The 15,530-nt window shown below is 73.7% G+C and carries 6 protein-coding genes; 1 reads left to right on the forward strand and 5 read right to left on the reverse strand.

Features of this window, described 5'->3' with window-relative positions; translation table 11 throughout:
• Positions 1-114: 114 nt before the first annotated feature.
• Positions 115-609: a flavin reductase family protein gene (locus IG94_RS0127320; protein WP_031042745.1), complete on the forward strand. Its 495-nt coding sequence runs from the start codon at positions 115-117 to the stop codon at positions 607-609.
• A gap of 60 nt (positions 610-669) precedes the next feature.
• Here IG94_RS0127320 and IG94_RS0127325 read toward each other — a convergent pair whose 3' ends face one another.
• From IG94_RS0127325 to IG94_RS0127345, 5 genes are read right to left on the reverse strand one after another with little or no spacing between them, the layout of a single operon-like run.
• Positions 670-1,764 (reverse strand): Rieske 2Fe-2S domain-containing protein, encoded by a 1,095-nt coding sequence (locus IG94_RS0127325; RefSeq protein WP_031042748.1) that lies wholly within the window; start codon positions 1,762-1,764, stop codon positions 670-672.
• Positions 1,761-2,816: an MDR family NADP-dependent oxidoreductase gene (locus IG94_RS0127330; protein ID WP_031042752.1), complete on the reverse strand. Its 1,056-nt coding sequence runs from the start codon at positions 2,814-2,816 to the stop codon at positions 1,761-1,763. Before IG94_RS0127330 ends, IG94_RS0127325 begins: the two co-directional genes overlap by 4 nt.
• Entirely contained in the window at positions 2,813-4,456 is a 1,644-nt protein-coding gene (locus IG94_RS0127335) for a phytoene desaturase family protein (protein WP_031042755.1), read from the reverse strand. Before IG94_RS0127335 ends, IG94_RS0127330 begins: the two co-directional genes overlap by 4 nt.
• Before the next feature lie 11 nt (positions 4,457-4,467).
• The gene (locus IG94_RS0127340; protein WP_031042758.1) at positions 4,468-6,153 is read right to left on the reverse strand and encodes a phytoene desaturase family protein; all 1,686 of its coding nucleotides are present in this window, start codon (positions 6,151-6,153) and stop codon (positions 4,468-4,470) included.
• Positions 6,140-15,487, reverse strand: coding sequence for a hybrid non-ribosomal peptide synthetase/type I polyketide synthase (locus tag IG94_RS0127345; RefSeq protein WP_031042761.1), 9,348 nt, complete (start codon positions 15,485-15,487; stop codon positions 6,140-6,142). Before IG94_RS0127345 ends, IG94_RS0127340 begins: the two co-directional genes overlap by 14 nt.
• Between the last annotated feature and the right edge of the window lie 43 nt (positions 15,488-15,530).

Here is a 15,530-nt window from a genome sequence, read left to right on the forward strand (position 1 = left end):
AACGAGACCTCGCCGCTGCGTGCCGACGGCGGCGAATGGACGGCACCTCGCCGCTCCGCGCTGACCGGCGGTCGGCAGATGCGACACCGAGGCCGCGACAACCGGAGGCGAACGATGATCGACCGCGAGACCTTCGTGGAGCTGATGAGCGGGGTGTGCGCCCCGGTCACGGTGGTGACGACGGCCACCGCCGACGGGCGCCCGCACGGCAGCACCGTCTCCAGCTTCACCTCACTCTCCCTGGACCCGCCCCTGGCGAGCTTCGCCCTGGACCGCGGCTCCGGCCTCCTGCCCCACCTGCACCAGGGCGCCCGTGTCGGCGTCAACATCCTCGCCGCCCACCAGCACGCCCTGGCCGCGTCCTTCGCCCGCCGATGCCCCGGCACGGGCTCCAAGTTCGACGGCATCACCTGGACCACCCGCGCCGGCCTCCCGCACCTCCCCGACTCCGCCGGCTGGACCGCGGGCCGCGTCGAACGCCATGTGCCCGGCGGCGACCACGTCCTCCTGGTCATCTCCGTCGAGGAGGCCCACTCGACACCCGCGGCCCCGCTGGTCTACCTCCGCAGATCCTTCGGCACGTACTCCGGGCTGCCGGCGGGCGGTTGACCCGGCGCCCCACCCGCCGGGGGCGAAGCCCCCCGCCCCCGGCTTCCGGGAGCGGCCGGGCTACGTCACCCTGCTCTCCGCTTCCCCCGCCGCTGCCCGCAGCACCGACGACGGCACCCGCGCCCGCGGCCGGCCCGGCGGGTAGAACTGCCGGGCCCAGTGGCGGAACGGGCCGATCGGGCCGTCGCCGCGGGCCAGCCGGGGCGGAGACACGTACCGTTTCGTCGCCCAGACCGGGAAGTCCTGGGACACGAAAGCGCAGTTGCCCCGGAACATCACACCCCCCAGCAGCCGGTGTGCCGAGCCGCTCACCCAGCGGGCCAGCGGCGCCGGGAGGGCGGCCGGCTCGGCCACCTCGAAACGGCTCGTCTGGCGCAGCTGGAACGCCGCGGGCGCGATCATCGTGGTCGTGTACACGGCACAGGTGCGCACCCCGAACCGAGGGAGCGCCGTGCACACGTGCACCCGGCTGATCCCGTTCCCCTCCAGCGTCACCTCCAGCGGGCTCGCGCCCAGCAGCGGCACCCGCTCCTCGGAGCGCACGGAGATCCGGAAGGACCGCCCCTCGAAGACCGCCGGCTCGGCCACCTCCGACGCGCCCCAGCCGTGCAGCGGCGTGAAGTGCCCGATGTCCACCGTGTTCTCGACCACGTCCTGGCTGTGCCCCGCCATCTCCCACGCGGCCACCCGCGGCGCCCGCGTCCCGAGCGTGTGCCAGGGCGTCAGCTCCCAGTCCGGCGCCCGCCCGTCGTGGTGCCGCCACACGAAGACGGCGCCGTCGACCTCCCGCACCGGCAGCAGGGTCAGGTCCGAGGACGGCGGCGGGGGCGTGCCGTACCCCGTCCGCGTGCAGGCGCCGTCCGGGCCGAAGGCGAAGCGGTGGAAGGGGCACAGCAGTTCGTCGCCCTCCAGCGCGCCGAGCCCGAGGTGCGCCCCCAGGTGCGGACAGTACGGGCGGACCGCCCGCACCTCGCCGTCGCGGAGCCGGTAGAGCACCACGTCCTCGCCCTGGAGCGGCCGGGTCAGCAGGGCCCCCCGCACCACCTCCGAGGAGAACGCCACCGAGAACCAGCCGTCGGGGTACGGCAGGACCGGCTCGTGCGCGTCGGCCGGGCTCGGACCCTCCGTGAGCGCCCGGGTGTGGCCGCGCCTCACAGCTCGACCAGCACTTTGCCGAAGGACGCCGCGCGGTCGGTGTACAGGCTGCGGTAGGCGGCGGGAATGGCGTCGAAACCGTGATGCACGGTCTGCTGGTAGCGGATCTCGCCGGCGCGCACCAGCGGCCCCAGCTCGGCGTGCATCGCCGCCCAGTTGTCCTCGGTGAACCACTCCAGCGCGAAGACCCCACGGATCGTCGTGCGCGGGAACATGATGTACGGCAGCAGCCGGGGCCCGGTCCACTCGCCGCCGACCTGGCTCGCCCACTGCCAGCACACCGCGACCCGGCTGTCCACGGTGAGCATCGTGAAGACGGTGTCGGTCATGACCCCGCCGAGGTTGTCGAAGTACCGGTCGATGCCGCCGGGAGCCGCCTTCGCCAGGTCTTCGCGGAGCTGCGCCGGGTCTCCGTCGTGCCGGAAGACGACGACGGCGTCGAAGCCGAGCGCCGTCAGCCGCGCCGCCTTCTCCGGCGAACCGGTCGTGCCCACCACCCGCGCGCCGGCCCGCTTCGCCAACTGCCCGACCAGCGTGCCGATCGCGCCGGACGCGCCGCTGATCAGGACCGTGTCGCCGGGCCGTACGGCCAGGAAGGTGGTGAGGGTGGCCCACGCGGTCATCCCGGCGCCGCCGAGGATGCCGAGCGCGGTGCTCAGCGGCAGCGCCTCGTCGTAGTGGGCCGGGTCCAGCTTCCGGTACGCGGGGAAGACCATCGGGAACGTGCCGGTCTGCCACAGCGCCCCCGCGCCGTTGCTGACCAGGTGGGTGCGCCAGCCGCCGAAGCCCTGCACGAGGTCCCCGACGCCGAACATCGCCCGCGGTCCGGCCGCCAGCACCTCCATGATCGAGTCGGCGCCCATGTGGTCGCCCACCGGTGTGTCCAGGGCGATCCCGTGGAGGTACGGGTCGACGGAGACGTACCGCGTGCGCAGCAGCATCTCGTCCTCGGCCAGGTCGGTGTCGAGCTCCTCCGCCACCTTCTCGTACATCCGGCCCACGTCCGGCACGCCCTCGTTGTGCTCGCTGACGATCCACTTCTCGGTTTTCACGGGGTGGCTCCTGCGGGTTCGATGAGTTGTACGGGGAGAGGGGAGCCGTCGTCGACGGAGGCGGTGAACGGCCGCCCGTCGTCGCGGCAGACGAAGTGCATGACGTGCCGTCCCGAGGCCGCGGCCCGGATCAGGCCGCCGGTGGTGGCCCAGACGCCGGACAGATAGAAGTCCGCGAGCCCCGGCAGTCCCGGACCGTGTCGCTTGACCTCCTGCTCCACGGTCTCGCCGCTGTCCACGAACGGCTGCCAGCCGAGCACCGTGCCGTCGTAGTTGCCGGTGTAGCGGACCTGGGTGAGCGGGGTGGACACGTCCCGCACCACGATCGCGTCCCGCAGCCCGGGGTGCCGCTCGTCGAGGAAGTCCACGATCGTGTCCCGCACCTGCCGCTTGGCCCGCTGGTAGTCGCGACCGCGCCCGACCGGCAGCGTGTGCAGCTCCTCGCCGCGGCGGATCCGGGTGAACTGCTCGGGACCGGTGCTCAGCTCCCGCCACGGCGCGATGTCGCAGAAGTACGTGGCGTACACCACGGAGGTGCCCGGCGGCGACAGCTCCGGGTAGTGGCGGCTGCGGAACTGCACGTTGACGCTGGGGTGCCGGATGCCGGTGAGCCGTTCCGCGACCGCGTCCTCCAGGAGGTACGTGGTACAGGGCTCGCCGTCCGGGAAGGGCCGGCGCAGCCCGAGGAAGACCGTGAGGTAGCCGGGGAAGACCATGCCGGGTTCCGTGATGGTCCGGGTGTACAGCTCCCGGTACGTGTCGGTGAGGTAGCGGCCCTTCAGCAGGTCGAGGAGCGTGGTGCGCCCGTCGCAGGCGGAGACCACGATGTCCGCCCGCAGCTCCGTGCCGTCGCTCAGCCGGACCCCGGCCGCCCGGTCGTTCTCCACCAGGATCTCCACGACCCTGGCGTTGTACACGACCTCGCCGCCGAGCCCCCGGTAGCGCTCCTCGACCGAGCGGGCCAGGCCCAGCGAGCCGCCCTCGGGGACACCGGCCGAGGCGTCGGCGTGCGCCGCGAGCTGGAAGTAGAACGGCAGCACGGGGAAGTTGGGATGCTTCTCGTACAGGATGAAGTTGAACGCCTCGCGCAGCAGCGGGTCCCGGAAGCGCTGCGAGTAGTCCCGCATCAGCGTGCCGATGGAGCGCCGGATCACGTTGAAGTAGGGGACCAGGGACGCCAGCATCCGCCAGCGCTCCAGGCGGCCCATGAGCCCGACCGGGGTGAGGAACGGGTAGCGGGCCAGTGCCTTGCGGAAGGTCCGCAGCCCGGCGCAGAAGTCGCGGATCACCCGGGCGTCGCCGGGGGAGAGGCCGAGCAGGTGCGCTTCGAGGCGGTCCGGATCGGAGTAGAAGTGGACCGCCCGCCCGTCCCGGCCGCGCACCGTGTTGAACACGTCGAAGTTGCGCATCCGCTTGCCCTGGAGCGCGCCGAGCTCCAGCCAGATCTGGTGCATCTCGTTGCCCGGCCCGCTGCCGAGCAGCCAGCTCACACAGCAGTCGAGGGTGAAGTCACCCCGGTCCCAGGCAGTGCAGGAGCCGCCCGGGATCTCGTGCATCTCCAGCACCCTGCTGCGATAGCCGTTCATCTGGGCGTAGCAGCCGGTGGAGAGCCCGCCGAGCCCTCCGCCGACGATCAGCATGGTCCTTCTGGTCATTCGGCCACCGCCGCCTTCCCGGCGTCGCCCCGCTGTTCGAGTCGTGGCAGCCGGCCCAGCTTCCCGGGATGCCACGGCCCGGCACCCTCGCTCGGCCAGGCCCGGAACTCCCGGCCCAGCTCGTCGCAGAGGAACTGGACCGCGTACCGGCCGCTGGTCGCGGCCCGGATCAGGCCGCCCATCCCGGTCCACTGCCCGGCCATCGAGAAGCCGCTCAGCCCCGGCAGCCGCATCCGGCCCCGGTCCACCAGCGCGGTCGACACGTCGTCGGCCTCGGAGAACGCCTTCCAGGCCAGGATGCTGCCGTAGGTGTTGCCGGTGTACCGCTCCGTCGTCGCCGGCGTCGCCACGTCCACCAGCTCGATCCGCTCCTCGATGCCCGGATGACGCTCGGTCAGGAAGCCCCGCAGGAAGTCGACGACCTCCTGCTTGCGCTCCCGGTACGCCCGCCGGTCCGCCTTCCGCAGCTCCTGCCAGGACCGGTGGTCGGTGAAGTACGTGCAGTGCAGCACCGACTTCCCGGCCGGCGCGAAGCCGTCGGCGTAGTCGGACCGCCGCTGCACCACCAGACTGTGCTGGAGGCTCCCCGGCAGTGCCGCGCCCCGCTCCGGACCGAGGAGGTACGTCGTGCTGTGCGGCTCACCGGCGGGCAGCGGGCCGTCGATCCCGACGAACGCGGAGACCACCGCCGGGTACAGGTTGTCCGGGCGGTCCAGCAGCTCCGTGTACAGCCGCTCGGTGTGCGGGCTGCTCCACCGCCCCTCCAGCAGCCGGTCCAGCACCGTCGGCCCGTCGCAGGCGGCGATCACATGGTCGGCGAAGTGCTCCTGCCCGTCCCGCAGCCGTACGCCGACCGCCCGCCCGTCCTCGACGAGGATCCGCTCCACCCGGGCGCGGTAGCCGACGTGCCCGCCGAGCCCCGTGTACCGCTCCTCCACCGACCGGGCCAGACCCAGCGAACCGCCTTCCGGGAAGCCCGCGTTGCCGTTGAAGGCGCAGGACATCGTGAAGAGGAAGGGGAGCAGCGGGAAGCCGGTCAGCTCCTGGAGGAACATGTTCGGGAACGCCTGGCGCAGCAGCGGGTCCTCGAAGCGGTCCGCGAACCGGCGCATCGGCGTGGCCGCGGTGCGCCAGTACAGCCGGAACGCCGGCAGGATCGCGAGCAGCGTTCGCGCCTTCTCCGTCAGGGACTTCAGCGGCGGCGGCTTCAGCTCCCAGTGCGGGGCGAGCCCCGCGAAGCGCCTGAGGTCCCGGCAGAACGCCCGGATCAGGCGCTCGTCGCCGGGCGAGAGCTCCAGCAGGTGCTGCTGGAGCCGGTCCGGGTCGTTGTAGAACGTGACGGACCGGCCGTCCTCCGCCACCACCCGGTTGAACTGGTCGAAATGAGTGATCCGCTTCCCGTCCAGCGCCCCGAGCTCGCGCCACACGTCGTTCGCCCCGGTCCCGGCTCCCGTGCCGATCAGCCAGTCGATGCAGTAGTCGAAGAGGTAGCCCTGCCGGGCCCAGGCGGTGCAGCAGCCCCCTGGCAGCACGTGCTTCTCGAAGATCCGGCTCTCCAGCCCACTCATCTGCGCGTAGCAGCCGGCGGCCAGTCCCGACATGCCCGCGCCGATGATGATCACCCGGGGCCGCCCGCCGGGAGGCCGGGCCTCCCAGCGGGGCCCGCCGTCACGCACTCCCATTCGCGGCACCTCCCGTCAGCAGCGCCCGGACCAGCTCCGCGTTCCCGTCGAGGAACGAGCCGTCGAGCATCTCGGCGTGCCGCCCGTGCCCCTCGCGTACGGTGCACCCGGCGGCGGTGCCCCCGTGCCAGCCGCCGGGCTCGTCCACCGCGAAGCGGAGCAGCTTGTCCTGGTCGGAGATGACCGCGATCGGCGCGTCGAGCACACCGAGCGACGGGTGAGCAGCGCAGTGCGCCAGGTACTCGCGGGCCTGCTCCACGGTCTCCCGGGCGACGATCTCGGAACCGGTGTGCCGCCGCAGGTGCTCCGCGAGCTCCGCCTCGAACTCGGCCAGGTGCTCCTCGCCGAGGGCGACGGCCTCGGCCATCCGGTACGAGTCCATGATCAGGACGAGGTCCACCGCGCGGCCCCGCCGCTCCAGCTCCCCGGCGATCTCGAACGCGAGGTTGCCGCCGAGGGAGTAGCCGAACAGCGTGTACGGCCCGCCCGGGTGCAGCTCCTCGGCCAGATCCGCGTACCGGGCCGCCTTGTCCGGGCCCGACAGGTAGTTGAACGCGGCGAAGCGGTGCTCGGGCAGCCGCGCCGCGAGCTGCCGGTACACCAGCCCGTGCCCGCCCGCGGGCGGCAGGCAGAACACCGTCGCCGCCGGGTCCGCGCCCGGGTTGAACCACAGGTACGGCTCGGCGCCGGGCAGCCGACCGGTGACGACGTCCTCCAGGGTGCGGGCCATGCCGTGCAGGGTGCTGGTCTTGAACAGCCGCCCGACCGGCACGGACGCGTTGAACTCGGTCCGCAGGTGGTGGATCAGCTGGATCAGCTTGATCGAGCTGCCGCCCGCCTCGAAGAAGTCGTCCCGCAGCCCCGGCCGCTCCAGCCCGAGCAGCGACCGCCAGTGCGCCGCCATCCGTGTCTCGTACAGCGTCACCGGCGGTTCGTACCTCTCCGGTCCCGCCTCCGCGCGCGGCTTTGGCAGCGCGTCGAGATCGACCTTGCCGTTCGCGGTCAGCGGCAGCGCGGACAGCTCCGTGAAGTGCGCCGGGATCAGATACGTCGGCAGCTGCTCCGCGAGGTGGCGGCGCAGCTCCCGGGCGTCGGCCGCCGCGCCCGGCGCGGGCACGCAGTAGGCGCACAGCACGTTCTCGCCCGTCTCGTCCCGCCGTACCGTCACGCACACCTGCGCCAGCTCGGGCCGGGCGGCCAGCCGCGCCTCGATCTCCCCGGTCTCCACCCGGTGGCCGCGCACCTTCACCTGCCCGTCGCGCCGCCCGAGGAGGTGCAGTACCCCCTCCGCGTCCCAGTGCCCGAGGTCCCCCGTCCGGTACAGCCGTACGGGTTCGCCGCCCGGTTCGAGGGTCACGAACCGCTCGGCCGTCCGCTCCGGATCGCCCAGGCAGCGGTCGGCGACGCCGGCGCCGCCGATCCACAGCTCACCGGCCACCCCCGGCGGCACCGGCTCGCCGTGCCGGTCGAGGACGTACAGCTCGCTGTTGGGCAGCGGCCGGCCGACCGGCACCATCCGGCCCGGCTCCAGCCCCTCCGCCGGCCCCTCGTAGTAGGCGCTGTCGATGGTGGCCTCGGTCAGCCCGTACGAGTTGACCACCCGGGTCCCCGGCCCGCACAGCGCGACGAGTCTGTGGTGCTCGTCCGCCCGCCAGGCGTCCGAGCCGACGATCACCAGGCGCATGAACTCCAGGCCCAGCCCCTCCCGTTCGCAGTGCGCCAGCAGCCCACGCGCCACCGACGGCACGAACTCGCCGCAGTCCACGCCCTCCGCGCGCATGGTCCGGTAGAGCCGCGCGGTGTCGAAGAGGAGGTCCCGGTCGACGAGGACCAGCGTCCCGCCCGAACTCAGCGCCCGGACCAGGTCCCCGGTGAACACGTCGAAGGAGAGGCCCGCCATCTGCAGGTGCACCCGGACGTCGGTGTCCAGCCGGTACTCCTGCTGCCAGGCGACGAACACCGAGGCCAGGTTGCGGTGGCTGACCCGCACCGCCTTGGGGCGGCCGGTGGAACCCGAGGTGTGGATCACGTATGCCGTCTGGTCGAGGTCCACGGCCGGCTCCGGCCGCTCCTCGGTCCCCGGCCGGTCCAGCTCGTCGAGGGTGACCGGCCGTCCCGGCAGCCGGGCCGCCCCGCCGCGCCGCCCGTCGGTCAGGACCAGCGTGGCCCCGGCGTTCTCCGTCAGCTCGGCCAGCCGCTCCGCCGGGTGGTCCGGGTCCAGCGGCAGATACGCGCCCCCGGCCCGCCACACCGCGAGCAGCGCGATCACCAGCTCCGGCGACTTCGCCAGACGCACCGCCACCACCGTCCCGGCGCCGACGCCGCGTTCGCGCAGCGAGGCCGCCACGCGCCGCGAGCGCTGGTCCAGCTCCCGATAGCCGAGCCGCCGCCCGTCCGGCACGGACACCGCGACCGCCTCCGGGAACTGCGCGGCGATCTTCCCGATCAGCTCGTGCACCGGAACGTCGTGGTCGATCCGCCGGCCGACGCCGCCGAACCCGGTGACGATCCGCTCCCGTTCCCCGGCCCCCAGCATCGGCAGCCGTCCCGCCGGGCGCTCGCCCTCCGCGCGGGTCAGGCCGTCGAGGAGGTTTTGGTAGTGCGCGGCCATCCGACGCACCGTTGCCGCGTCGAACAGGTCGGTGTTGTACTTCAGCACGCAGTGGAAGCGCCCGTCGGACCGGTCCTCGTACGCGGACAGCGTGACATCGAACTGCCCCTCCTCCTCAGGGAGTTCGATGTACTCCAGGGTGTACCCGAAGCGCTCCACGGCCACCTTGTGGGTGAGCAGGATGAACATCGCCTGGAAGACCGCCGAGCGGCTCGGGTCGTGCTGGAGGCCCAACTCCTCCACGAGCAGCACGAACGGGTACTCCTGATGGTCGAGGCCCCCGAGGACCGTGTCCCGCACCCGGCCAAGCAGCTCGGCCACCGACGGCTCCCCGGCCAGGCTCACGTGCAGCGGCAGTGGATTGACGAAGTAGCCGTAGACGGAGGCGAGCTCCTCCTCGGTGCGCCCGGTGACGGGGCTGCCGACCACGATCTCGTCCTGCCCCGACCAGCGGTGCAGCAGCAGGTAGTACGCGGTGAGCAGCACCGTGAACACGGTGACGTTGTGCTCCCGGGCCAGCGTCTGCACCCGGGCGCTGAGTTCGTCGTCGAGCTGGAAGAACTCGGAGGCGCCGTTGTCGGTCTGCACCGGCGGGCGCGGCCGGTCGGTGGGCAGTTCGAGCGCCGGGGCCTCCCGCGGCAGGTGCTCCCGCCAGTACTCCAGCATCCGCCGCGCCTCGGGCCCGGCCAGGAAGCGGTTGTGCCGGTTGAGGAAGTCCAGGTAGCGGGCCCGGACCGGGGCCAGCTCCGCCGGCCGGCCGGTGCGCAGCCCGTGGTAGACCTCGAACAGCTCCTCGATGAAGACGAAGGTGGAGATCGCGTCCGAGACGATGTGGTGGACCGCCTTCATCAGCACCCAGCGGTCCGGGGCCCGCCGGAACAGCCGCAGCCGCACCAGAGGATCCCGCTCCAGGTCGTACGGCCTGCGGTACTCCGCCACCAGCCGGGCGCGGACCTCGTCCCAGGGCAGCCCGGACACATCGAGAAGACCGGTGTCGGCGACGGCCTCGGGCCGCACCCGCTGGACCGGACGCCCGTCCTCGGTGGTGATGTTGACGCGCAGGCTCGGATGCCGGGCGATCAGCGTCCGGAAGGCATCGAACAGCAGCTCCGGGTCGAGCTCCGCGCGCACCTCCACCGCGCCGCCGATGTTGTACGCGAAGCCGTCCGGGTTGAGCTGCCGTAGGAACCACAGGGCCTGCTGGTTGTGGGTGAGCGGGTAGCACGCCTCGTCGGTGAACAACTCCACCGCCGTCTCCGCCACCGGACCCCCGGCCGCCGCGAGTTCGCTCAGCCCCGCGTGCAGCCGCTCGGTCAGCTCGCTCACCGGCCCATTGCTGAGCAGCGCCACCACCGGGAGCGAGACCCCCAGCTCGGTGTGGGTCCGCGCCCGCAGCTCCATGGCGAGCAGCGAGTCCAGACCGAGCGAGCCGAGCCGGGCGTCCGCGTCGACCAGCTCCGGCCGCACCCGCAGCACACCCGCCGCGAGGGCCGCGAACCGCTCGGCCACCAACGCCGTACGCGCCGCCTCGTCGGCGGCGCGGAACGCGGCGAGCAGACTGCCGCCCTGCCCCGCCGGGACCTCCCGCGCCGCCGCGGCGGCGAGCGCCGACACCAGCGGCGGCGGGGTGGGATACCAGGCCAGGAACACCGGCCAGTCCACCACCGCGGCCACCAGCAACTGGGCCCGGTCCTGCCCGATCACCCGCTCCAGGACCGCCATGCCCGCCTCCGGCGCCAGCGAGCTCATCCCGCGCGCGTCCCGGTAGTGGGCGACCAGCCCGAGCTCCTCGATCATGCCGGTGGCCCACGGCCCCCAGTCCAGGCTGAGCGCGGGCAGACCGAGCGCCCGGCGGTGATGGGCGAGCGCGTCCAGGAACGCGTTCCCGGCCGCGTAGTTGACCTGACCGGCCGTGGTCAGCAGCGAGGCGACCGACGCGAACAGTACGAAGTGCTCGACCGGCTCGTCGCGCAGCAGCCGGTGCAGCAGGTACCCGCCGTGCGCCTTCGGCCCGTAGCCCGCGTCGAACGCCTCGCGGTCCAACGACGGCAGCAGGACGTCCCGCACCTGTCCCGCGAGGTGGAACACGCCCCGCACCGGCGGCAGACCGGCGGCCCGACGCCCGGCCAGCCAGCCCTCCATGGCCGCCGCGTCGGTCACGTCCACCGCGGCGACCAGCACCTCTGCGCCGAGCGCTTCCAGCTCGCGCAGGAATGCGACCCGCCGCCCCTCGGGGCCGCCCGGATCGAGCCCCCGCCACGCGCCGCGCTCCGGCACGCCGGTGCGGCCGAGCAGGACCAGGCGCCGGGCCCCGCGCCGTACCAGGGTGCGGCAGAGCAGCCGCCCCAGCGCCCCGAACGCGCCCGTGACCAGATAGGCGCCGTCCGCGCGCAGCCGCAGCGGCAGCGGACGGGTCAGCCCCGCGGGCGGACGCAGCCGGCTGAGGTGCCGCCGCCCGGACCGCAGCGCGATCTCGCCCTCGCCGTCGTCCGCCGTGAGCGCGCGCAGCAGCACCTCGGCCTCGCCGGGACCCCCGGCCGGGTCGAGATCGATCAGTTTGCCGCTGTGACCGGTGAGCTCCTGCTGCCACAGCACTCGGCCGATGCCCCAGGCGGGTGCGCCGAACGGCTCCACCGGCTCGCCCGGAACCACCGCCTGGGCACCCCGGGTGACGATGTGCAGGCGTCCCTGCGGGCACGCCTCGGGCAGCACCTGGGCGAGCAGGACGAGCGAGTAGCCGCCGAGAGTGCCGATACCGTCGAGGTCCGCCGCGCCGACCGTGTCCAGCGGGGGCAGATCGAGGTTCCACAGATGCACCACGGCGCCGAACCCCGGCCCGAGTTCGTCGAACAGCCTGCGCAGATCGGTCGCCGAATCGGGTCGCACGGTCACGTGCCCGGCCCCGCTTCGGTATCGGCTGCCCGGGCGGACCAGCCGGCACCGCCCGCCGCGCGCCACGACCGCCTCGGCCATCCGCGCGCCGAGCCCGCCCTCGTCGGCGAAGACCACCAGGCCGGGCGCGGGGCAGCCGTCGGGACCGGCCCCGCTCCCCTCGGCGGTCCCGACGTCCTCCGGCGCCTCGGTGGACGTCTCCGCCTTGGTGGGCGCCTCCTCCCAGACCACCTCGGCCAGCCAGCCGTCGATGGTGCCGAGCTTCACCGAGGAGGCCCCCCGGTCCACCGCCGCCGCGCGGAAGCGGCTGATCCGGCCGAGCGGCGTCCCGTCCTCGGCGTACAGGGCGAGGTCGCCGACCAGTTCCTCGTCGCTCTCCGCGGTCACCGTCGCGTGCGCCCACAGGGCCGCCCGGTCGCCGACCGCGTCCAGCCGCAGCTCCGCGACGCCGACGGGCAGCCGGATCCCGGCGGACCGGCCGTCGCCCGGCGTCATCGCGGTGAGCATGGTCTGGAAGCAGGCGTCCAGGAGCACGGGGTGCACATGGCAGTCCGCGGCCCCGTCGCCCATGCCCGGGGTGGGCCGGATCAGCGACAGCGCCTCGCCGGGCCCCGTCCACACCTCGTCGATCGCCCGGAACGCCGGGCCGTAGTGGTAGCCGAGCGCCGACAGCTCGCCGTAGCACGCCTCCCCGTCGAGCCGGCGCCCCGCCCGCGCCCGTACCGCGTCCGTGTCCAGCGGTTGTGCGAGCCGGCGTGGCTGCCCGGTGCGGACGACTCCGCTCGCGTGGACCGTACGGTCCGGAGCCCCGGTCCCGGAACCGGCGAGGGAGGCGATGGTGAACCCGGCCTCCTCCGGCGCGAAGGCCAGCTGAACGGTCGTCGCCTCGCCGTCGGGCAGGAACAGGGCCCGGGAGAACTCGACGTCGGCCAGGGTCGCCGTGTCGCCGCCGGTCAGCGCCCGGACCGCCTGCGCGGCCATCTCCAGGTACCCGGCGGCCGGGAAGACCGTGCTGCCCTCGATCCGGTGGTCGGCCAGGTACGGCAGCCGCTCGGTGTCCAGGCGGCTCTCCCAGGTCGGCTGCAGCGCGGAGGACCGCCGGCCGAGCAGTGGGTGGTCCAGCCGGCCGAGCCGGATCTGCTCCACCGGCGCGGGCTCCACCCAGTACCGCTCCCGCTGCCACGGATAGCCCGGCAGCGGCACCGGCCGCCCCACGGGCTGGAGCACCGACCAGTCCACGTCGACGCCCAGCGTGTACAGCTCCGCGAGGGAGCGGGCGAACCGCTCGGGCTCGTCCTCCCGGCGCCGGATCGACGGCAGCGTCACCCCCTCGACGGCCCGGCCCTCCAGGCACTCCCGGATCGAGTGGCCGAGCACCGGGTGCGGACCGATCTCCAGGAACAGCGTGTACCCGTCGTCGACCAGCCGGTCGACCGCGGCACGGAACCGGACGGGCCGCCGGACGTTCTCCCACCAGTACGCGGCGTCCAGCTCCGGCCCCCGCGCACGCCCCTCGCGGGCGGTCGGATACAGCGGGAGTCCGGCGGCGCGCGGCGCGATCCCGGCCAGCGCCTCGTGCAGCTCGGCCTCGATCGGGTCCATCCGCACGCTGTGGTACGGCACTTCGACGTCGAGGAACCGGGCGAAGACCTGCTCCCGCTCCAGCCGCCCGGCGAGCTCCCGGAGGGTGTCCCGGTCCCCGGACAGCGTCACCGACGCCGGGCTGTTCACGGCGGCGACCGACACGCGGTCCCGGTACGGGCGGACCAGCCGCTCGGCCTCCTCCTCGGACAGGTTCGCCGCCAGCATCACGCCGGTGCCCGCGAGCCGGTGCTGGAGGGCGCTGCGCGCCAGCGCGATCCGGACGGCGTCCTCCAGGCCGTACACCCCGGCCTGGTGGAAGGCCGCGATCTCGCCGGTGCTGTGCCCGACGACGGCGTCCGGCCGCACCCCGTGGTGTTCCCACAGCGCCGCGAGCCCCGCCTGGACGGCGAAGTTGGCGGGCTGGGCGAGCCAGGTCTCGGCCATCCGGGACTCCGCCTCGGGCCGGGTCAGCTCGTCGAGCAGCGACCAGCCCGCCTGGCGCCGGACCTCCCGGTCGCAGCGCTCGACCGCCTCCCGGAACACGGGCTCGGCGTCCAGGAGTTCGCGCCCCATGCCCCACCACTGCGGCCCCATGCCGGTGAACACCCACACCAGCCGCTGCGCCCCGGGCTCCCGGAGGCGGCCCCGCACGGCCCGGGCGTGCTGCTCCCCGCGCTCGCAGGCGGCCAGTACCTCGTCGAGGGAGCCGGGTGGGCCGAGGGGGGAGTGGACGACGGCGAGGCGCTCCTCGAAGTGCTGGCGGCGGTGGGCCAGGGTGTGCCCGAGGTCCGCGAGGGACACTCCGGCGGCAAGTTCGCGGCGGACGCCCGCGGCCAGTTCGGCCGGGCCCGACGCGTGCCGGGCGCTCAGCGGGAGGACCGAGACGGCGGGCGTCCGGGCCGTCGCGCGCGGCTCCTTTGGCGGGCGGGGCGGCGCCTCCTCCAGCAGGACGTGGGCGTTGGTGCCGCCGAAGCCGAAGGAGTTGACGCCGGCCCGCGCGGGTCCCTGGTGCTCCGGCCAGTCGACCGGTGCGGTCGGGATCTCGAAGGGCAGCGCGGCGAAGTCGATGGCGGGGTTGGGCTGTTCGAGGTTCAGGTGCGGTGGGATGCGGCGGTGCCGGAGGGCCAGCGCCGTCTTGATCAGGCCCGCGACGCCGGCGGCGGCCTCCGTGTGCCCGATGTTGGTCTTGACCGAGCCGACGTAGCACCGTGCCCCGGGCGCCCGGCCCTGCGCCAGCACCCGGCCCAGCGCCCGCGCTTCGATCGGGTCGCCGACGGGGGTGGAGGTGCCGTGCGCCTCGACGTACTGGAGGCTGCCCGGTGTCACCCCCGCCTCGGCGCAGACCCGCTCGATGAGCGTGGCCTGGGCGTCGGCGCTGGGCACGGTGATGCCGTTGGTGCGTCCGTCCTGGTTCACCCCGCTGCCGATCACCACGGCGTGCACCGGGTCGCCGTCGCGCAGCGCGTCCGAGAGGCGCTTGAGCACCACGACTCCGACGCCCTCGGCCCGTACGTACCCGTCGGCGGAGGCGTCGAAGGCGCGGGAGCGTCCGTCGGTGGAGAGGAAGCCGCCCTTGGTCTCGGCGATGGTGTACTGCGGCGCGAGGTGCAGCAGGGTGCCTCCGGCCAGGGCGAGTTCGCTCTCGCCGCGCTGCAGGCTCTGGCAGGCCAGGTGGACCGCGACCAGGGACGAGCTGCACGCCGTGTCGATCGAGACGCTGGGGCCGCGGAAGTCGAGGCAGTGCGAGATGCGGTTCGAGACCATCGTCATCATCGTGCCGGTCGCGGTGTGCGCGGCCAGCGTCTCGAAGCCGAGGTCGGCGAACTGCAGGATCTTGTAGTCCAGGGTGAAGGCGCCGATGAAGACGCCGACGTCCCGCCCGGCCAGTTCGGCGGGCCGCTGCCCGCCGTCCTCCAGCGCCTCCCAGGACACCTCCAGAAGCTTGCGCTGCTGCGGGTCCATGTGCTCGGCTTCGCGCGGGCTGATCCCGAAGAAGTGCGGGTCGAACTCGTCGAAGCCGTCGATGTAGCCGCCCCGGCCGCCGGTCAGCCGGCCCGGCTTGGCCCGGTCGCGGCTGCCGAGGGTCGTGGTGTCGTACCGGTCCGCCGGGGTGGGGACGAGACAGTCCCGGCCTTCGATCAGATTGCGCCAGAAGGACCGGTGGTCACCCGCGTGTCCGGGGAGCCGGCAGCCGATGCCGATGATGGCGACCTTGTCGCGGTGGGCGGCGCTGGGTGAGTCCGTCATGGTCCAATCCGTTGGAGACGACGCCTGGGTACGGGCCGGGCGG

It is taken from the genome of Streptomyces olivaceus, assembly GCF_000721235.1.
Taxonomy (GTDB): domain Bacteria; phylum Actinomycetota; class Actinomycetes; order Streptomycetales; family Streptomycetaceae; genus Streptomyces; species Streptomyces olivaceus.